The 18,863-nt window shown below is 54.4% G+C and carries 17 protein-coding genes; 14 read left to right on the forward strand and 3 right to left on the reverse strand.

Going from position 1 to position 18,863, the window contains the following annotated elements; translation table 11 throughout:
* Positions 1-932: phosphoglycerate dehydrogenase (serA, locus tag VGJ94_01470; GenBank protein ID HEY3275261.1), on the reverse strand; the 932-nt coding region annotated here is incomplete at its 3' end.
* Between the two features lie 245 nt (positions 933-1,177).
* Between serA and VGJ94_01475 the strand changes: the two genes are divergently transcribed.
* The 9 genes from VGJ94_01475 (at position 1,178) to VGJ94_01515 (ending at position 9,482) form a co-directional block, all read left to right on the forward strand.
* The gene (locus tag VGJ94_01475; protein HEY3275262.1) at positions 1,178-2,890 is read left to right on the forward strand and encodes a glycosyltransferase family 39 protein; all 1,713 of its coding nucleotides are present in this window, start codon (positions 1,178-1,180) and stop codon (positions 2,888-2,890) included.
* A 189-nt stretch (positions 2,891-3,079) separates the two neighbouring features.
* On the forward strand, positions 3,080-3,274 hold the full coding sequence (locus VGJ94_01480) for a hypothetical protein (GenBank protein HEY3275263.1): 195 nt from the start codon (positions 3,080-3,082) through the stop codon (positions 3,272-3,274).
* Positions 3,275-3,278: 4 nt separating this feature from the next.
* Positions 3,279-4,352, forward strand: a complete 1,074-nt coding sequence (locus tag VGJ94_01485; protein HEY3275264.1) for a Xaa-Pro peptidase family protein — start codon at positions 3,279-3,281, stop codon at positions 4,350-4,352.
* Between the two features lie 74 nt (positions 4,353-4,426).
* Positions 4,427-4,990, forward strand: coding sequence for an elongation factor P (gene efp, locus VGJ94_01490; GenBank protein ID HEY3275265.1), 564 nt, complete (start codon positions 4,427-4,429; stop codon positions 4,988-4,990).
* 7 nt (positions 4,991-4,997) lie between these two features.
* Positions 4,998-5,618: a dTMP kinase gene (gene tmk, locus VGJ94_01495; protein ID HEY3275266.1), complete on the forward strand. Its 621-nt coding sequence runs from the start codon at positions 4,998-5,000 to the stop codon at positions 5,616-5,618.
* Positions 5,608-6,564 (forward strand): DNA polymerase III subunit delta' C-terminal domain-containing protein, encoded by a 957-nt coding sequence (locus tag VGJ94_01500; GenBank protein HEY3275267.1) that lies wholly within the window; start codon positions 5,608-5,610, stop codon positions 6,562-6,564. Before tmk ends, VGJ94_01500 begins: the two co-directional genes overlap by 11 nt.
* 2 nt (positions 6,565-6,566) lie before the next feature.
* Positions 6,567-7,385 carry a regulatory iron-sulfur-containing complex subunit RicT gene (gene ricT, locus VGJ94_01505; GenBank protein ID HEY3275268.1) on the forward strand — a complete coding sequence of 273 codons (819 nt, stop codon included), beginning with the start codon at positions 6,567-6,569 and terminating at the stop codon, positions 7,383-7,385.
* A 275-nt stretch (positions 7,386-7,660) separates the two neighbouring features.
* On the forward strand, positions 7,661-9,181 hold the full coding sequence (gene metG / locus VGJ94_01510) for a methionine--tRNA ligase (protein ID HEY3275269.1): 1,521 nt from the start codon (positions 7,661-7,663) through the stop codon (positions 9,179-9,181).
* Positions 9,171-9,482 (forward strand): DUF721 domain-containing protein, encoded by a 312-nt coding sequence (locus VGJ94_01515; GenBank protein ID HEY3275270.1) that lies wholly within the window; start codon positions 9,171-9,173, stop codon positions 9,480-9,482. Before metG ends, VGJ94_01515 begins: the two co-directional genes overlap by 11 nt.
* 52 nt (positions 9,483-9,534) lie before the next feature.
* On the opposite strand, the gene VGJ94_01520 is transcribed toward VGJ94_01515, so the two are convergent.
* Positions 9,535-10,116, reverse strand: coding sequence for a phospholipase D-like domain-containing protein (locus VGJ94_01520; protein ID HEY3275271.1), 582 nt, complete (start codon positions 10,114-10,116; stop codon positions 9,535-9,537).
* A 113-nt stretch (positions 10,117-10,229) separates the two neighbouring features.
* Positions 10,230-10,787 carry a DNA-3-methyladenine glycosylase I gene (locus VGJ94_01525; protein HEY3275272.1) on the reverse strand — a complete coding sequence of 186 codons (558 nt, stop codon included), beginning with the start codon at positions 10,785-10,787 and terminating at the stop codon, positions 10,230-10,232.
* A gap of 247 nt (positions 10,788-11,034) precedes the next feature.
* Between VGJ94_01525 and VGJ94_01530 the strand changes: the two genes are divergently transcribed.
* From VGJ94_01530 to VGJ94_01550, 5 genes are all read left to right on the forward strand, one after another.
* Positions 11,035-11,547 (forward strand): helix-turn-helix domain-containing protein, encoded by a 513-nt coding sequence (locus VGJ94_01530; protein HEY3275273.1) that lies wholly within the window; start codon positions 11,035-11,037, stop codon positions 11,545-11,547.
* Between the two features lie 13 nt (positions 11,548-11,560).
* A complete protein-coding gene (locus VGJ94_01535; protein ID HEY3275274.1) occupies positions 11,561-12,913 on the forward strand; it encodes an AAA family ATPase in 1,353 nt (450 codons plus the stop codon).
* A gap of 15 nt (positions 12,914-12,928) precedes the next feature.
* On the forward strand, positions 12,929-13,834 hold the full coding sequence (locus tag VGJ94_01540; protein ID HEY3275275.1) for a tetratricopeptide repeat protein: 906 nt from the start codon (positions 12,929-12,931) through the stop codon (positions 13,832-13,834).
* Between the two features lie 148 nt (positions 13,835-13,982).
* Positions 13,983-15,245, forward strand: a complete 1,263-nt coding sequence (locus tag VGJ94_01545) for a hypothetical protein (GenBank protein ID HEY3275276.1) — start codon at positions 13,983-13,985, stop codon at positions 15,243-15,245.
* 679 nt (positions 15,246-15,924) lie between these two features.
* Entirely contained in the window at positions 15,925-18,747 is a 2,823-nt protein-coding gene (locus VGJ94_01550; GenBank protein HEY3275277.1) for a cation-translocating P-type ATPase, read from the forward strand.
* The last annotated feature ends 116 nt before the right edge of the window (positions 18,748-18,863 follow it).

The raw sequence follows: 18,863 nt of genomic DNA on the forward strand, positions 1-18,863 counted from the left end.
TAAGGTTTCCCGTGAAGGGCGTTTACCACCTGCTCCGCGAGAATGACCGATACCGCCTTCTGCCCCTCTTTGGTGTTCGCCCCGATATGAGGCGTGGCGATCACATTTTCCAACTCGAGAAGCTTATTATTGACGGGCGGCTCTTTTTCAAACACATCGACCCCGGCAGCGGCTATTTTGCCTGATTGCAGCCCTTCATAAAGGGCCCTTTCATTCACGATCCCGCCGCGGGCACAATTGATGAAAATCACGCCCTCTTTCATTACCCCTATTTCTTTTTCCGTAATCATATTTCGTGTCAATGAGGTAAGAGGGGTATGGAAGGTTACTATATCCACTTCCTTGAGTACGGCGGTCAGGCTGTCGTAAAGCTGAACTCCCAGGGAATCGGCTTTGCTTTTTTTAATGTAGGGATCATAGGAGATCACCCTCATGCCGAAGCTTTTTGCCCTTATGGCCACATTGCTCCCTATTCTGCCTAATCCCACAATGCCCAAGGTCTTGTTGTAAAGCTCGATACCCATGAACTTCTTTCTGTCCCATTTGCCGGATTTCAATGATTGATTGGCAAGGGGAATTTTGCGCGCCGCCGAAAGCATGATGCCCATGGTGAGCTCCGTGGCGGCGAGGGTGTTGCCCGTAGGAGCGTTCATGACGATGATGCCTTTCTTGCTCGCTGCCTCGATATCTATATTGTCCACACCGACCCCCGCCCGGCCGATAATCCTCAATTTTCCCGGATTCTCGACAAGATCGGCAGTCACGGTGGTGCCGCTCCTCGTTACGATGGCGTCATAATTTCCTATGATCTCTTTAAGCTCGTGATTCTTGATCCCGACCTTTACATCGACATCTATTTCGCCGTCCCGTTCCAGAATATTTATCCCTTCCTGGGCAATGTTATCCGTAACGAGTACTTTAAACTGTTTCATCACTTTTCCTCTTTTCGTTCATCTGAAATAATTGCAATCGAATGGGCATTACTTTTTGTCAGAATATACGTGAAGAAGGATACCACGCAGGATCGCGAAAAATCAACAATATCCTTTGCCCCGGCACCGCGGCCCGCGCCGGATTCGGACTCTGTCCCCTTTCACGCTCCCTGAGGGGCCGGCCCTTCTCCGCCCCTTTTTCCCCTTGACAGATATGTAATCCTGCCTCTATAGTTTTCCTTCAGATGAAGCCGCAAAACCCGGATATCCTTTTCGCCCATCCCCGCCGCTGGACTTCCCGCGATCTGCTCCTCCTTCTTCTCCTTGGCGTCATAAGTGCCGGCCTGCTCTTTGCGGGACTCTCCGCAAGGTCGCTGTGGGGCTCGGAGGGCCGATGGGCAGTGGTGGCAAAGGAGATGATCGCATCGGGAAACTACTTCATGCCCACCATAAACGGAGAGGTCTATTTCGACAAACCACTCCTGAGCTACTGGACAATAATCCCCTTTGCGAAACTATGGGGGATGAGTGAAGCGGCGGCCCGCCTACCGAGCACCTGCGCGGGGGTGGGCGCGGTGCTTCTCCTTTTTTCCATGGGAAGAAGGCTTTTCGGAATAAGGGCGGGATTGGCGGCCGCGGGGCTCCTCCTTACCTCCACCATGTTCGTGCTCTGGACCCGTACCGCATCGGCGGAGCTTTTGAACCTCCTCTCCATATGGCTCATGCTGTGGGCTTTTATGGCGGGCGGTGTGAGCGGGCGTTTGAAGCACCTTATGCTGCTCTATTGCATTGGAGCGGTTTCGGCGTTTTTGAAAGGGCCCGTGGCTCCTGCCGTGGCCTTCTCGGCCATAGGTTTTTACAGTCTGGTCCGGTTCGTGACTGCCGCACGGACGGGGCGTTTCACTCGTGAGAAGGCGCAGACCGCCTTTTTTCTCCATTTCAATTGGATCGCTTCTCTCCGGGGCGGCCTCGCCGTGCTTGCGGCGGCTGCTCTATTCGCATTTCTTTTTCTCCTGCCGGTCCTTGTGACGGGGTCGTGGGACTCGGCGGAGCTCATGTGGAGGGAGAACGTGGAGCGTTTCTTTAAGCCCTTCGACCACGTGGAGCCGCCTTATGTGTATGTAAAGTATATCCCCCTCTTCTTTCTTCCCTGGACCTTATTGCTCGTGGCGGCCCTGTGGCGCTCGAAGGAATGGACGCCGAACTGGCAGGTCCGCTGGATGTGGCTGACCGCCTTCGCCATTTTTGTCTTCTTTACCGCTTCCGGGTCCCGGAGGAGCTACTATATTCTGCCCCTCGTGCCTGCCCTCGCGCTGATTACAGGCAAATCAATCTCGGACTGGCTTACGGGGACGGCGCCGAAGGAAGATATTGTTTTTAAGTCGGCGGCCCTTGCCACCTCGGCTTTCCCGGTATTGGCGGGTATTGCCCTGATTGTTGCATATTTTACCAGTGATCTGCCTCACCATGCGGTTCAGGTGGCAGTGGCTATTCTCGCGGTGACCGGAGGTGGCGCTGCTCTCGCCCTCTTCTTGAAGAACAAGAAAATCAATGGAGCGGTTCTCCTCTTTATCATTGTCTACTCGCTCCATATATGGGGTTTTACCGGCGGCATGGCCTCAATGGAGCAGATGCGTACCTTCCGCCCTTTCTGCCGGGAAGCGGCAGCGGGACTGCAGGGAATAGAGGACGGAAAAATCGCGCTTTATCCCGGGGGGGATTCGTCGCTCATATTTTATCTGAACAGGGGGCCCCTGAAAACACTTAAAAATCCTGAAGAAATCAGGCAATTTTTCACGCAGCACCCGGACGGCGTCGTGGTGAGCGAGCTTCACCATGGGGAGATGCTTAAAAACATACCCGGTCTCGAAGGGGTCCGGGCTTTTCTCGTGCAGGAAAAGGGGGCCCGGGAAAAGAAAAATGAACGCCTCGTCCTCCTCCGGCTCGGCCATGGATAAGAACTGTTCCTCCGGCTTTCCAGTCGACCCGGGAGCGTAGAATAAGCATCCCCTTTCGATACAAATCCCTTTCCTCTCGAGCGCGTGCATTACCTTCCGGCGCAAGCTCCGACATCCTTATCTTAACGATTTTACTTGATTTTTATGCCCATATTCATTTAACTATCCATTATGGAAGACAGGAAGATCATGACCGCCACACTGGCAGATATTTATCTCGAGCAGGGGTGCCTCGAAAAGGCGGTGGAGATCTATGAAAAACTCGCAAAAAAGGAGCCGGAGAACACCTTTTATAAGCAGCGGCTCTCTTCTCTAAAGAAGGAACTGAAAGAAAAACAGAAAGGGCCCGCCTTCAAGAGAATACTCAAGAAAAAACTTTGGTAGGATTATGAGGGAAAACAGGATCAGCCGCGTCGTCGACATACTCGGTGAGATGGATATGGATGCCTGCGTCTTGAGGGGCATGGACAATATTTTTTACCTCTCCGGTTTCAGGGGCTCCGAAGGCGCCCTTGTGGTGACCCGGGGCGACGTCCTGCTCCTTACCGACTTCCGGTACATCACCCATGCCGCCGAGGTGACGAAAAATGTCACCATCCTTGAAATCAAGCCGAAAATAGATATCCTCGCCGATATATGCAGGAAATATGACATCCGCAAATTGGGCTTCGACAGCCTCCATACCACCTACGACACCTATTTTCGATGGAAAGAGAGCCTCAAGGAGACGGAGCTCATCCCCCTCGCACAACGGGTGGAAAATATCAGGGCAATTAAAGAGCCGGTAGAGATCGAGGCGATCAGGAAGGCAATCGGGATAGGGACCGCAGCTTTTACCGAAACCTTCGAAGCGATACGTCCCGGTAAGACAGAGAAACAGGTCGCCGCCGAACTGGAGCACGCGATGCGGAGGCATGGGGCAGATTGTCCCTCTTTCAGCACGATTGTCGCCTCGGGACCGAGGGCTGCCCTTCCCCATGCGGAGCCCACGGACCGGGAGCTCCGGGAGGGAGAATCGGTCATTATCGACTTCGGGGTACAGGTGGACGGCTACTGCAGCGACGAGACCTGCTCATTCGTCATCGGCGAGACAAACGGCAAGATTCAGGAGATTTTTTCCATAGTGAGAGATGCAAAGGACCTGGGCCTGGCAAGCGTCCGAAAGGGAATGCCGGTCAGGGACCTCGATATGATCGTGAGGGGTTATATAGAGGAGAAGGGCTACGGCGAATTCTTCCGTCACGGCACGGGACACGGGGTGGGCGTAGCCGTCCACGAAGCCCCCGCCGTCAGCACCCAATCCGAGGGCCTGATCGAGCCTCATATGGTCTTTACCATCGAGCCGGGTATCTATATACCTCATTTAGGTGGCGTCCGGCTCGAGGATATGGTACTTATAGAAGAGGACAGGACAACCGTCCTTACCAAAATTCGAAAAGATATGCTTAAAATAGGCGGCTGAAGGGACGAAAGAGCGGAGTCTTCCCTGACCGCAGGACATGGCATATATGATTTTGAATATATGAGGAGGAAGTGATGGTAGTTTTTACAAACGAATTCAGAAAAGGTTTAAGAATCCTTGTCGATAACGAGCCTTTCGTAATTGTCGAATTTCAGCACGTCAAACCCGGGAAGGGCGGCGCCTTTGTGCGTACCCGCCTTAAAAGCCTCGTAACGGGGAATGTCCTGGAAAGGACGTACAAGTCGGGAGATAAAGCCGACGTGCCGGAGCTCGAAGAGAGGGAGATGCAATTCCTCTACAAAGAAGGGACCAATTATTATTTTATGGACCAGAATACCTACGATCAGCTTTTTATCGTGGAGGAGCAGCTGGGAGATGCAAAGAATTACCTCAAAGAGGGTTTCGTGATACAGGTGCTTATCTATCAGGGTAAGACCATAGGGGCGGAAATAGCCAATTTTGTCAATCTCGTCATTGCCCAGACCGAACCCGGGATCAGGGGAGATACCGCGCAGAATGCGACCAAACCCGCCGTGCTCGAGACGGGATATACGATTCAGGTCCCCCTCTTCGTGGAACAGGGTGAAACCGTAAGGATCGATACAAGGACGGGGCAGTATCTTGAAAGGGTAAAGTAGGCGCCCCATGCTGATCACCTTTGAAGGCATCGAGGGGAGCGGTAAATCGACGCAGATAGCTCTTTTAAATGAATATCTCATCGCAAAAGGATATTCGGTAATACAGACAAGGGAGCCCGGAGGGACGACTTTCGGCGAGGCCCTTCGCAAGGTAGTGCTCCAGACGGACATGCAGATCTTTCCCCTCTCGGAGCTCCTCCTGCTCATGGCCATGAGGGCCGAGCACATGGAGCGGGTAATCATGCCGGCCCTTCAGGACGGCAAGATCGTCTTGTGCGACCGGTTCGTCGATGCCACCTATGCATATCAGGGCTATGGCAGGAATATAGATCTCGGGATCATCGAGACCCTGAACAGGCTTGTCACCAAAGGCGTGCGGCCTAATCTGACTTTCCTTCTCGACGTGTCCGTGGAGACCGGTCTCAGGCGGAAAGCCGAGGACGCCCCTATGGATCGCTTCGAGAAAGAGGCGCTCTCCTTTCATAAACTCATACGGGATGCCTATGTGAAGCTCTCGGAAGAAGACCCCAAACGGTTTTTTGTAATCGACGGTAACCAGGCGATGGAAAAAGTCCGGGACATTCTCCGGCAGCAGACGGAAATACTTCTCAAAAACCATGGGATTTAGCAGCATCATCGGCCATGACCGGCAAAAAGAATTTCTTCTCTCCCTCCACAAAAGGGAGCGTCTGCCTCACGCGTTCCTTTTTTCGGGCCAGGAAGGAGTGGGCAAGCGCAAGCTCGCCCTCGAATTCATAAAGCATATTCTCTGCGATGAAGGCACAGGCTGCGACAGGTGCAGACCATGCCTCAAACTCGCCCACGGGACCCATCCCGACCTGCTGATTGTAGAAGGAACGGAATCTATCGGCATTGCCCAGGCAAGGATGATAAGCAGGGAGGTGTGCGAACATCCCTATGAAGGAAGAAAACGGGCCGTCATCATAGACCGGGCGGAGACCATGACCCGGGAAGCGGCGAATGCCCTCCTTAAAACCCTCGAAGAGCCTCCCCCTTTCAATATTTTTTTCCTCATCACGTCATCCGAGAGGGAGATCCCTTTCACGGTCCGGTCCCGCGCGGCCCGGGTCACTTTCGGCCCCCTCACACACAAGGACGTGGAGGATTATTTAGTGAAGATTCTCAAGATGGAACAGGGGAAAGCTCAGCTCCTTTCCTCCCAGTCCTACGGAAGCATCGGATGCGCCCTTTTTTGGGCCGAAAAGGAGAATCTCCTCCTGAGGCGCACTCTCGGAGAGCTCGTCATGGGGAAAACAAAAGGATATGTCACCTCTACCATCCTCTCCGAAAGAATCTCGAAGACTGAAAGGAGCCTGGGCCTCTATCTCTCCTTCCTGCTCTCTTTCTTTTGCGACCTCTACAAGGTGCGGTACGGCAAGGTCTTTTCTCCCCTGGTAAACAAGGATCTGAAGGACCTCATCGAATGGGGACCCGCAGACCTTCGATGGATCGAAGGCTCACTGCAGAAGATACAGGAAACCATTCTCAATATGAGGTATAATATAAATAAATGGCTGCTGTTTGAAAACATGCTGCTCCACATCATGAGGTAGTTATGAAAAGTTGTTACGTAAAGATAGACAAACTGACGGGCGTGGTGGAACTTGAAGCGCCCGAGGACATGAAGGTAGGAGATCAGGTCATCGCGGAAATGGAGAAAGGCCTCTGCCTTGGGGTTGTGACTACCGAGCCCGCCGATTCTACCAAAGATAATCTGAGGAAGATCGTAGCAAGGGCGAGCGAAGGGGAAGTAACCCAGTACACGGCGCTCAAGGAGAAAGAAGGCTACGCATTTATCCTCTGCAGGGACAAAATCAGGGAGATGAACCTCCCCATGAAACTTTTGTGGGCCGAGTATCTCTTCGGTGGGACCAAACTCCTTTTTTATTTCGTCTCGGAAAACCGGGTCGATTTCAGGGAGCTGGTAAAAGAGCTCGCAAAAGAATTCAAGGTGAGGATCGAGCTGAGGCAGGTAGGAGTAAGAGACGAGGCGAAGATCATAGGGGGCCTCGGCAACTGCGGAAATGTCTGTTGCTGCAGAAGGTTTCTTACCAATTTTTCGATAGTTTCCATAAAGATGGTAAAGGAGCAGGGTCTCGCCCTGAACCCGAATAAGATTTCCGGTATCTGCGGAAGGCTCATGTGCTGCCTTTCCTATGAATACGAGATGTACGCGGCACTGAAAAAGAATTTCCCCAAATTGGGAAAGAGGGTAAAGCTGACCATGGGTGAAGGCAAGGTGGTCAAGCACAATACCCTCAACTCCACCTTCACCGTGGAGCTCGACGACGGAAAGGAAATCAGCGCCACAGTAAAAGACATAGCGCCGCCCGAACGCCCCGCGCCGCCCGTGGATAAAGGGCCAAGTGCGTAGTGCGTGTGATGCGTTAATGCGTGTGATGCGTCGTGTAAAACCTGTAAGGCGGTAAAGCGTGTGGCACGTCAAAAGCGTTTACCCGCGTGATATGAAAAGCCGAAACCGCAACACCTCCTTCGCGTTTAGCTCGCACCGCGAGCGAGAAGGGGAGGCTCAGTCGGCTTTGCCGACTGAGGGGGCGACGCGAGCCCCAATAGTTATTGAGCGACGTGAGCCCCAATAGATGAGCAAGTCCCTGTAATTGAAGCTGTATCAACGGAGATCGAGATATAATGAACTACTACATTACCACACCCATATATTACATCAACGACGTACCCCACATCGGCCATGCCTATACGACTATAGCGGCTGATATCATGGCCCGTTATAAGCGAATTTGCGGGTATAACGTCTATTTTCTTACGGGCACCGACGAGCACGGGCAGAAGGTCGAAAAGGCGGCGGAGCAGCAGGGCATCCATCCCCGGGAGCTCGCAGACCGCATGGTCCACTCCTTCACCGATCTCTGGGATACCCTTCACATTACCCATACTAATCACATACGGACTACGGACGAGAGGCACCGGAAGGTGGTACAGCATATATTTCAGAAGGCGTATGATAAGGATGACATATACCTTGGCGCCTACGAAGACTGGTATTGCGTGCCCTGCGAAAGCTATTTTACCGAGCTTCAGCTCAAGGAAGGGAAATGTCCCGATTGCGGAAGGCCACCGGAGAAACTGAAGGAAGAGAGCTACTTCTTCAGGCTCTCCCGGTATACCGATCGGCTCCTCTCCCTTCTCGAGTCCCGCAAGGATTTTGTTCTTCCCGAGGTACGCTACAATGAGGTTTTAAGCTTTGTGAAGGGAGGACTCAGGGATTTAAGCGTAAGCAGGACCAGCTTCCGCTGGGGCATCCCTACCCCGATGAACGAGAATCACGTGGTCTATGTCTGGTTCGATGCCCTCGCGAATTACATCACGGGTATCGGCTATCTCGATAACCCGGAGCTTTTCGGGCAATTCTGGCCCTGTGACGCTCATCTCATGGGCAAGGATATCCTGCGTTTTCACGCCGTCTACTGGCCGAGCTTCCTTATGTCCCTCGGTCTCGAGCCGCCCAAGAAAGTTTTCGCCCACGGGTGGTGGACCATCGAAGGGCAGAAGATGTCGAAATCCCTCGGTAATGTGGTCGATCCGAATGAGATGGTGAAAAAGTACGGTGTGGACGAATTCCGGTTCTTCCTCTTCAGGGAAGTGCCTTTCGGATTGGACGGTGATTTCTCGAAAAGCGCCATCGAGCACCGGATCAACGGCGACCTGGCGAACGACATCGGCAATCTCACGAGCAGAAGCGTCACCATGATCGGTAAATTCCTGAAGGGTGCGATCGAGCGACCCGAGAAGAAGGGCGGCATGGATGAATACGTGGAAGAGCAGGTGAGAAGGCTGAGAGTTGATTATCAGAGGGAGATGGAGGTTTTCGCCTATCACAAGGCCCTGGGCAGTGCCTTTGAGATCATCGCGATCCTCAACAAGTACATCGATGCAGAGGCGCCCTGGAAGCTTGCAAAGGAAGGGGACGTGCGCATCAAGACAGTCCTTTACAATATATGGAACAGCTTGAGAATCACGGCCGTACTCCTCTACCCTTTTATGCCGGACAAATCGGATCTCATCAGAAAGGCCCTCGGGATAGGAAGTCCCATCGAGAAGGTCCGCTTCGATGAGGAGATGGAATTCTACTTCCCTGAAGGGTTAAGCCCCATCGATAAGATCGCACCCCTCTTTCCGCGCCTTGAGATCTAAAAACGCGGGTTTTTCCACGGTCCGGGGCGTCATTGAGAAGGTTCTCAAGAAATACCGGTTAAACGGCGACCTGGATGCATACAGGGTCTTTTCTTTATGGGAAGAGCTCGTGGGCAACCGGATCGCCCGTCATGCAAGGCCCGTGAGAATAGACGGAAGAGCCCTTCTCGTGGAAGTGGACGACCCTCTCTGGCTCACCCAGCTCAAATATATGAAACACGATATCCTGGGTAAGATTGATATAACCATCAGGAAAGGCGTTCTTACAGAAATGAGGTTCTACCTGAAGAGCGAAAATTAAGCGGCTTAAGCGGCCGATCCTTTATCTCTAAAACCATTCCCTTTCAACGTTACTATTTCTTTTTCTTTTTCGCGGCGCCTTTCGCAGGGCCTATACCCTGCAGGGCATAGGCATGAGACCTGTGACCCAGCCAGTTATCGAGGTAGAGGCCCGCGAAGTCTTTCGACCTGACGATCAGCATGTTTCCGGCAGTCTTCCCGCCGGCTGTGGAAAGCCTGAAGGCGCCGGTAATCACAGTCGTCTTGTCGATGATAATGACCTCATCGAGGGCAGTCGCATGGGAGCCGTTGATGAGGACCGGTATTTTCGCGCTCATAAGCGAACGGAGAACCCCGCTCTTATCGGACTGCCTCGTATTATCCACCATCACCTCCACGCTTACCGCCCTCTTTGTCGCCTCACGAAGAGCGGTCGCAACCCGGGCCGAATCGAAGGAACGGGATTGCACGAGGACCTCCAGGGTGGCATTCTCCACCTCCCGGACCACGGCCTCGACCTGCTTTTCTCCGGGAGAGAAGATTACTTGCACGGGAACATTCTGAAGGGTCACCTCCGATGCCCGCGCCATAAAAGGGAATAAAAAAGCGCCGATCATTATTAAAGCGAATAAGGCACAGTGAGAAATCTTGATCATGACAAAGCTCCTTAAAGATATGTTATCAATTATAGCAAACGGGGCCCGCCCCATTCGAGTCTATTCAAACGGCGCGGGCGCCAGCGGGAGACGGATGAAAGGGTGCATAAATCTCAGGCCATATCATGTTTGAAGCAGTCCGCCACGTGATCGTTCACCATGCCCACTGCCTGCATAAAGGCATAGCAGATCGTGGTTCCCACGAATTTGAATCCCCTTCTGCCGAGATCTTTGCTCATCGAATCCGATTCGGGCGAATGGGAAGGAATCTCCGCGAGGGTGCGCCACGCATTGCGGATAGGCTTCCCTCCCACAAATGACCATATGTACGTATCGAAGCTTCCGAACTCCTTCCGGACCGCGAGCAATGCGCGGGCGTTCGTGATCGCCGAAAGGATCTTGAGCCTGTTCCGGATTATTCCCGGGTTCGCAAGGAGCGTAGCGACCTCTTTTTCCGAGTACGCGGCGACCTTCACGGGATCGAACCCGTCGAAGGCGCTCCGGTAGTTGTCCCTTTTTTTGAGAACCGTGCTCCAGCTCAATCCTGCCTGAGCCCCCTCGAGGACGAGAAATTCAAAAAGGATCCGGTCATCGTGCACCTCGACGCCCCATTCATTATCGTGATACGTCCGTTCCGGATCGCCCCTCTCCGCCCATGCGCAACGCTTCATATGACCTCCACGATCGTTCCGAGGCGGGCCTTCTTCGTCCCGCCCCCAAGTATATACCACGGCCGCGTATATTAGAGATACCCCTTTTTCCTCCTTTGTGACCAAGATCATTGAGTCTTTCTTCCGGCAGTGTTATCACAATAGAGCTAGCCTGGATACTCCGGAAGCGGTTCCGGAGACGGCAAAATGGCCGGTCACTCCTGAAACCGTCCGGTCCGGACAGAGAGGAGGACAGGGAAAGGGTAAAATGGAAAAGATATGCATCGTGAAACGCCGGAGGAGAGACCTTTTTCCTGTCCCCGACCGGATGGAGGAGAGGGGCGAGAGGATCTTCGGTTTAGTCCCGCCCTCGGACGCCCCTATGGAGAAGGAATCTCGGGAATCGGGAAGGGTGATCTCTATGGAGCTGACACCGGAGCAGTCCGAAGCCATAGGGTCACGAATCGACCTTGCCCACGGAAAGGCATTCGTCCTTAATCTCGAGAGGGCGGAGCCGGAAAGGGGACATATGGTGTTCAGTTTCCGGCTGTCCCCCTTCTATGGGGGCAGGATGCTGAGTCCGGGCGAGGTATGCGCCATGCTTCGGATCAGTAGGAGCTCTCTCGCGAAACTCGTAAAAAACCGGAAGATAGACAGCTACAGGATAGGGAGGCTCAGACGGTTCCTTTTTGAGGATGTCCTTCATTATCTTGGACATAGCAGGGAATTTCAGGGGGATGGAACACGCACAGGGCCCATGACGGACGGCCAATTTAAATAAGGAGTGTAGAACCATGTACTATGAATACTGGGGTCTCAAGAAACCGCCTTTTGACAATGTTCCTGATCCTTCCATGTATGTGGACGCTCATGAATCGGTCGAGAATACGATCGCGGAAAGCCTCTTTGCCATTGAGGAAGGAAACGAATGCATCGCGGTGATCGTGGGGGACGTGGGTCTCGGCAAGACCCTGTCGCTCCGGCTCATCCTCGATTCCCTTTCCCCCGATAGGTATAGAATTGCCTATATTACAAATCCCGATATGTCATTTATCCAGTTGCTCCGGGAGATTGTGGGCCAGCTTACAGGAACGCAATGCGAGATAAAGGGGAAGATGGCACTCCTCGAGACCTTTAACAGATTGCTTTTCGACACGCCTGACGAGGGGAAAAAGGTGCTCATCCTCATTGATGAGGCCAATGCCCTTGCCCCTGCCAATCTCGAAAGCCTGCGGCTTCTCACCAATATGCAGGATGATAACCGTAATCTCTTCACCTTGCTCCTCGCGGGGCAGATGGAATTTGCACGCAGGCTCGAACATCCGAAGAGGGCTAACCTCTTTCAGCGCGTCGGCACCTACAACAGGATCGAGAAAATAAAATCGGAGAGCCTCGTGAAGGTCTATGTGGAAACGCGACTCCATCTCGCCGGGGCGGAGCGTCCCTTATTTACGGACGATGCTTTTCCTGCCCTTTGGGAATATTCGGAACAGGGGGTCCCGCGCCTGATCAACAAGATATGCAAATTGAGTCTCAAAGCGGGAGAAACAAACAGCTTGGCTACAATAGATAAAGAGGTGGTGCAACAGATAGGAGACCGGTTCGGGAAAATGGCACCCTCGGCCGCGCCCAGGAGAAAAAGGAGGCACGAACAGCCGGACCCGGAGGTAGAGAAGAGCGAGCAATCTCACCTGAAGGCCGCACCCGAGCCCACTCCGCCCCTTCCCCCGATACCCGAGCGTCTGCTCTCGATACCCGAGCGTCTGCTCTCCATGCCTGAGCCTCTTCTCTCGATGCCTGAGCCTCTTCTCCCAATACCCGAGCCTGAGCGACCTGCCTCCGATAGCATGAGGGATGATGATGGTGAAAATGGCTGCCGCGACAAACCAACCTCGGAACCGGATGGGGCGCACGAAATCGATGTCAACGGCGCCCGGATTATCGTGGTCATACCAGCCGAAATCATTGAAGAAGCCTTCCGGTCATCTCAGGAGCACCGGGACAGGCTGGCCGGGATGCTGGCAGCGCGGGCCTTAGAGGAAAACCCCCGGCTCAGTTCCCCCCTTTCAAAGGACCCCGTGGCCGCGTGGGGCGCCATCCGGGATTTCATCCTCCTCAGGTTTCAGGAGCGGAAAGAGGCTTGCTGACAGGCCGGGGGTGATGTGAAAAAGAGCGCGCAGGAATGGTTTCGCGAAGGATACAGGTACGATCTCGTGGAGCCGGACTTCGAGCGGGCGGTCAAAGCTTATAAAAAGGCGATCCTCGCAGACAAGAGCTCTTCGGCCGCCCTTTTGAACCTCGGCTCCCTCTATTTGAGACACTCGAAATACGAGAAGAGCCTCAGGTGCTTCTTCGCCATAGCCGCCCATAAACCCGAAGACCCTGATTCATATAATAACCTCGGTTATGTGTACGAGCGGATGGGCCGATACGGAAGCGCGAAAGGGATGTATGAAAAGGCCCTGGAAATAAGTCCTGCCGACATAGAGGCTTACGCCAACATAGGAAAAGTGGCGGAGAGGCAAGGGGATTATCACGGAGCGGAGGACTGCTACAGAAAGGCCCTCGAAATCGACCCGGGGGGTGTCAATGCCCGTTTCTGCCTCGCATCCCTGTATGACCGGTATGACATGTTCGATGAGGCGGCCGAAGAGTACCTGCGGATCCTCTCCCTCGATCCCTGCCACCGCAAAACACTCTTTAACCTGGGGAATCTTTATGCCCACCAAGGGCTCCACGAGCAGGCAGCGGAGTGTCTCGATAAAACGGTCCTTCTGGACCCCGAGAATTGTGAAGCATGGAATAATCTCGGCTCTCTTCTGGAAGAGACGGGCGACCATGAGCGCGCCCTCGCCGCGTACCAAAAATGCCTGTCCCTGAACCCTCTCCAGGAGAAGGCTCATTTCAACCTTGCCCGCATGTGCGTGAGCGGGGAAAACCCGCCGCCGGGAGACAAGTGCAGGGTAGAGGCCGCCATGCGGCTCCGGCTCGTTCTCTCTCTCAATCCACGTAACGAGAAGGCGTTAAGACTCCTCAATGAGATCGAAAAAAAGTCGCCCCGCGCCTGAGGAGGTTTCCTTACAATGCCTCCTGAGTCGTCATTACCCTCCGATGAAAACCCCATACGCGCCCTCCCCGCCGGGACTCTAAATGCAACTCTGCCCGTTGACAGGATTTTGAATGTCTGTATATAAGGTGTAGGCAGGAGGAGAGCCGATGTTTGTGAGGATCAAGAAGGCGGGCAGGTACGAATACCTGCAGGTCGTGGAAAACCATCGGGTGAAAGGGAAATCCGTGCAGAGGGTGATCGCCACCCTCGGGCGCATGGATCAACTCAAGGCCAGAGGGGAGATTGAAAGCGTGGTTCGATCCCTTTCCCGTTTTACCGACAAGCCCATCCTGCTTCTCTCCGAGCGGAGCGAAGGGATAAGGACGGACGTCCGCAAGGCAGGTCCATCCCTCGTGTTCGAGCGGTTATGGGAGGATATGGGCATAGCCGCCATATTTCATCAGGTCAATTCAGAAAACAACACGCCTTTTCGTCAGGAGACCGAAGTGTTCCGGAGCGTGTTGCACTGTATCCTGGGAAGTGAATACGGCTCGCTCCAATCGAATAAATCCGGCCCTCCTTTTTCAGGCCGGCCCTGTGATGGTCCTGTAGTTTTTGATGCCTTATGCGGCTTTTTAGGCAGCGGCGGAAGAGATAATATCGATTGTATCGGCATTTCCGCAAGCTCTCTCAGGGACCGGGTAGAGCACGGGCTTTTCTCCCGGCGCAGCGATCCGGTGGCAGGAAAGGGAACTCCGTCACTCTATGGGGTACCTCTCTGTTTTCCCGCCGGTCCCGGAAAGGTCCCGGGAAAACAGGGCTCCGAAGAGGGCACTCTTCAGGGGATTGCCGCCATGATACTCGACGGAGATGGATACCCCCTCTGTTCCCAGTTTTTTAACGGCCGCCAATTAGATACCAAGAATCTCACGCGCTTTTTGGAACGTTCGATGCGCCGCTTCACAATCGATATGCCGTCCGTGGTTTTGGATGAGGCTGCTGTTGGTGGTAAAGGCGCCGCCTGCCCGGAAAAAAAGGGGCGTACATCCCATATTGCCGTCCCCTCTGGAAGAAATGAGCCGAATGGGGGGCCGGCGGAGTTTCATGAAGTCCGCGAGGTTCTTCTGAACGGTCTTTCCCCTCTCGAGGAGGCCGGCATATCTCCTCCCTCCGACGATATCGCCGTCGGCCTCGTAGTAGTGGGCTTCATGGCGCTTGTACTCCGGAAAGAGCTGGAACGAAGGCTCTGCGACGGAGGCTTCCCCTTGGATTGGCGCGGTATCCGGCAAGGCCTCGATACTCTTATGGAGATCACTATAGAAGAGAACGGAAAAAGGATCTCCTTCCCCACTGAGCCTTCCGAGGATTGCAGCAAAATACTTGAAATTCTTGACATAGACATTACTCGCCTTTCTCCCGTGATAGACTGAAATAGGGGTTCAGGGAGCGCTCACCCGTGGTGCCACAACCAGCATCTGCCTCCTTCCGGAGTGTCAAATGACGCGCTTCCTCGCCTGCCGATGTCAGGAAAGACCGCGAATAGAAGCCTCACGTGCGGCCCCCTGTTATTGGAGCCGTAATATCAACCATTTACCTACGTCATAAAGAAATCTTTTCCCCTACAGCGACAGGACATCCCCTTTCCCTTCCCCTACTCCCCTCCTTTCCTCTCTTTTGCAGGGCCCCTGACCTCCGCCAGTAAATATGTATTCTATTTTGTACAACAATAAGAGACTAACAAGCGGTATTTGCTTGTTTTTTAGGCCTTAACATCAAACCTGCCTCCGCGACTTTCTCAAAGAACGAGCATCTTATTTGTTGACAGGCATTATTATTTGGGGTACTATTTTCTCACCGAGGGGCTACCGGTAATCTTGAATGCCGGTAAAAACAGGGAAGGTATAGCGGTGGCAATTTCATAGATTATGAGTGCAAAAAACTTTCACTACAACAGGCGGCAGATCGACGGCACCAATGGCTGGATCGTCCTTTTTCCAGTACAGAGTGGCGGTGGCGCGGTCAGGACTGTATGACCAGCAGACCTTTACCGAGCATCTTCGGTGAAGGTCTTTTTTTTGATGTTCAATTCTTTTCAGGAGGAGATAATCCATGAGTAACGGCGTGAGTTACGCACAATCTGTCGAAGAAGTCTTAAAGGCTTTCGAAACAGACCTCGATAAGGGTTTAAGCGATGCCGAGGTCAAGGCCCGTATCGCCAAGTACGGCAAGAACGAGCTCCAGGAGAAAGAGAAGCCGAGCTTCTTCACCCTCCTTATGCGGCAGTTCGCCAACTTCCTTGTTATCATCCTCATCATCGCCGCGGTCGTCTCCCTGGCGCTGGGAGAATGGATCGACGCGGTCGCCATCCTCGTCATCGTCATCTTAAATGCGGTGGTGGGCGTGGTCCAGGAATCGAAAGCAGAGGAAGCACTGGCCGCCCTCAAGAAGATGTCGGCCCCCAATGCCCAGGTCATACGAAACGGCCACCAGGTATCGATCCCCTCGGCAGAGCTCGTCCCGGGCGATATCATCATGCTGGAGGCAGGCAACTACGTACCCGCCGACATGCGCCTCGTGGAGACAGTGAACCTGAAGGTAGAGGAAGCCTCTTTGACCGGAGAGTCGGTGCCGGTAGAGAAGGAGGCTCGCGCGCTTCTGGTAGAAGATATCCCCTTAGGAGACAGGACCAACTCCGCCTTCATGAGTACCCTCATCTCCTACGGGAGGGGCAAAGGCATCGTCACGGGCACGGGCATGAATACGGAGATCGGAAGAATCGCCGAGATGCTCCAGTCCTATGAGGAAGAGGCAACCCCCTTGCAGATCAAGCTCGATGAGCTCGCCAAGTGGCTGGGCATCATCTGCCTCGTCATCTGCGGCTTCATCTTCGTCTATGGACTGGTCCGCTTCACCACCTTGTCCGATATCTTCAGTAAAGGCTTCATGGCCTACCTCATCGCGGAGAAGGCAACGATCGTCGAGCTCTTCATGTCGGCCGTCAGCCTCGCCATCGCCGCCGTGCCCGAGGGGCTCCCCGCGGTCGTCACCATATGCCTCGCCATCGGCATGCAGAGGATGATCCGTAGACACGCATTGATAAGAAAGCTCCCCGCGGTAGAGACCTTGGGATGCGCCACCGTCATCTGTACGGATAAGACGGGAACCTTAACCCAGAATGAGATGACCGTGGTCCAGGGTTGGGCCGACGGCAAGCTTTTCCACCTGTCCGGCCAGGGATATAACCCCTCCGGCGACTTCTCCTTAAATGGAGGAGCCCTCAAGGCAGAAGCGGACGTCTCGATCTGCGCCCTCCTCTATGGGGGACTGCTCTGCTCGGACGCGAAGCTCGAGCAGTTCAACGAAGACGGCGCCCAGGGCTGGCGTATAGTCGGTGACCCCACGGAAGGCGCATTAGTAGTCGCCGCAGCCAAGGCGGGCCTCTGGAGAGAGGCGACCGAGAAGGCAATGCCCCGGGTCATGGAGATACCCTTCGACTCCGACAGGAAGAGAATGACCACCGTCCACGAATGGAAGAACGGCGCGGGCAAGAGCCCCGTCTTCGGCGACAATAACATATTAGCCTTCGTGAAGGGCGCGCCCGACATCATCCTGAACCTCTCCGACACGATCGTCTCCGGGGGTGAGGCAGTGCCTCTCACGGAGGAGATGAAAAAGAATATCCTCTCCGCCAACCATGATATGGCGACCCAGGCCCTCCGGGTCCTGGCAATCGCCTGCAGGTCGATGCCTGAGGTCCCCCAGGGGCAGGGCTTCGAGACGGTGGAGACGGGACTCACCTTCGTGGGCCTCATGGCCATGATCGACCCTGCGAGGCCCGAGGCCCAGGCAGCGGTCGCCGTGGCGCGTAAGGCCGGACTGCGCACCGTCATGGTCACAGGAGACCATAAGGATACGGCAGTCGCCATTGCGGGAAAGATCGGGCTCCTCACCCCGGACGGCATCGTCCTGACCGGAGAAGAGCTCGACCGGATGAGCGACGAGGAGCTTACCTCCAAGATCGACCGGTTAAACGCCTGTTGCAGGGTCTCGCCCCAGCATAAGACCCGGATCGTCGATGCCTTCAAGGCCAAGGGCCATGTGGCGGCCATGACCGGCGACGGGGTGAACGATGCCCCTGCATTGAAAAGGGCAAACATCGGCGTGGCCATGGGCATCACCGGTACGGACGTCTCCAAGCAGACTGCCGACATGGTGCTCACCGACGACAACTTCGCCTCCATCGTCTCCGCCATCGCGGAAGGCCGGGTGATCTACTCCAATATCAGAAAGTTCGTCTTTTACCTTATCTCCTGTAACATCGGCGAGATCCTCATCATCTTCCTCGCCATGCTCTTCGGGATGCCCATGCCCCTAAAGCCGGTCCAGCTCCTTATCCTGAACTTAGTCACCGACGGGGCCCCTGCCCTTGCCTTGGGGCTCGAGAAGGGAGAGCCGGACCTGATGGACCAGCCGCCGCGCTCTACCAAAGAGCCGGTCATAAACGGGGAGATGGCATTCTCCGCGGGCGTGCAGGCAGTGGTCATGACCGCCCTCGTCTTAGGCGTCTTCGCCATCGCCCTGGGCAGATACCCCGGCAACTCCGCCTACGCAGAGACAATCGCCTTCACGACCCTCTGTATGTCGGAGCTCGTCAGGGCCTTTACCGCCCGCTCCCAGTACCACTCGGTCTTCTCCATCGGCGTCTTCTCCAACAAGTCGATGAACTGGGCGACCATGGGATCGGCGGTGCTCGTGCTCTTTATCGTCTATGTGCCTTTCCTCCAGCCTATTTTCGACACCGTCTCACTGGGCGTCAACGACTGGCTCCTCATGATCCCCTTCATCTTCGGCAACGCCATCGCAGCGGAGCTTACGAAGATCTACCTGCGTCACAGGATGGCGAAAAGAAAGGTAGTACTGGCCGCAAACTGACCCTTTCACCAGCTTACATAAAAAAGGCGCCGGCTTCCCCGGCGCCTTTTTCTTTCCCTCAATCGGGAATAAGTTGAATTTAAAGGGCCGGTTGACATATCGTTTCCAGTGTATAG

Source organism: Syntrophorhabdaceae bacterium, from assembly GCA_036504895.1.
Lineage (GTDB): Bacteria > Desulfobacterota > Syntrophorhabdia > Syntrophorhabdales > Syntrophorhabdaceae > PNOM01.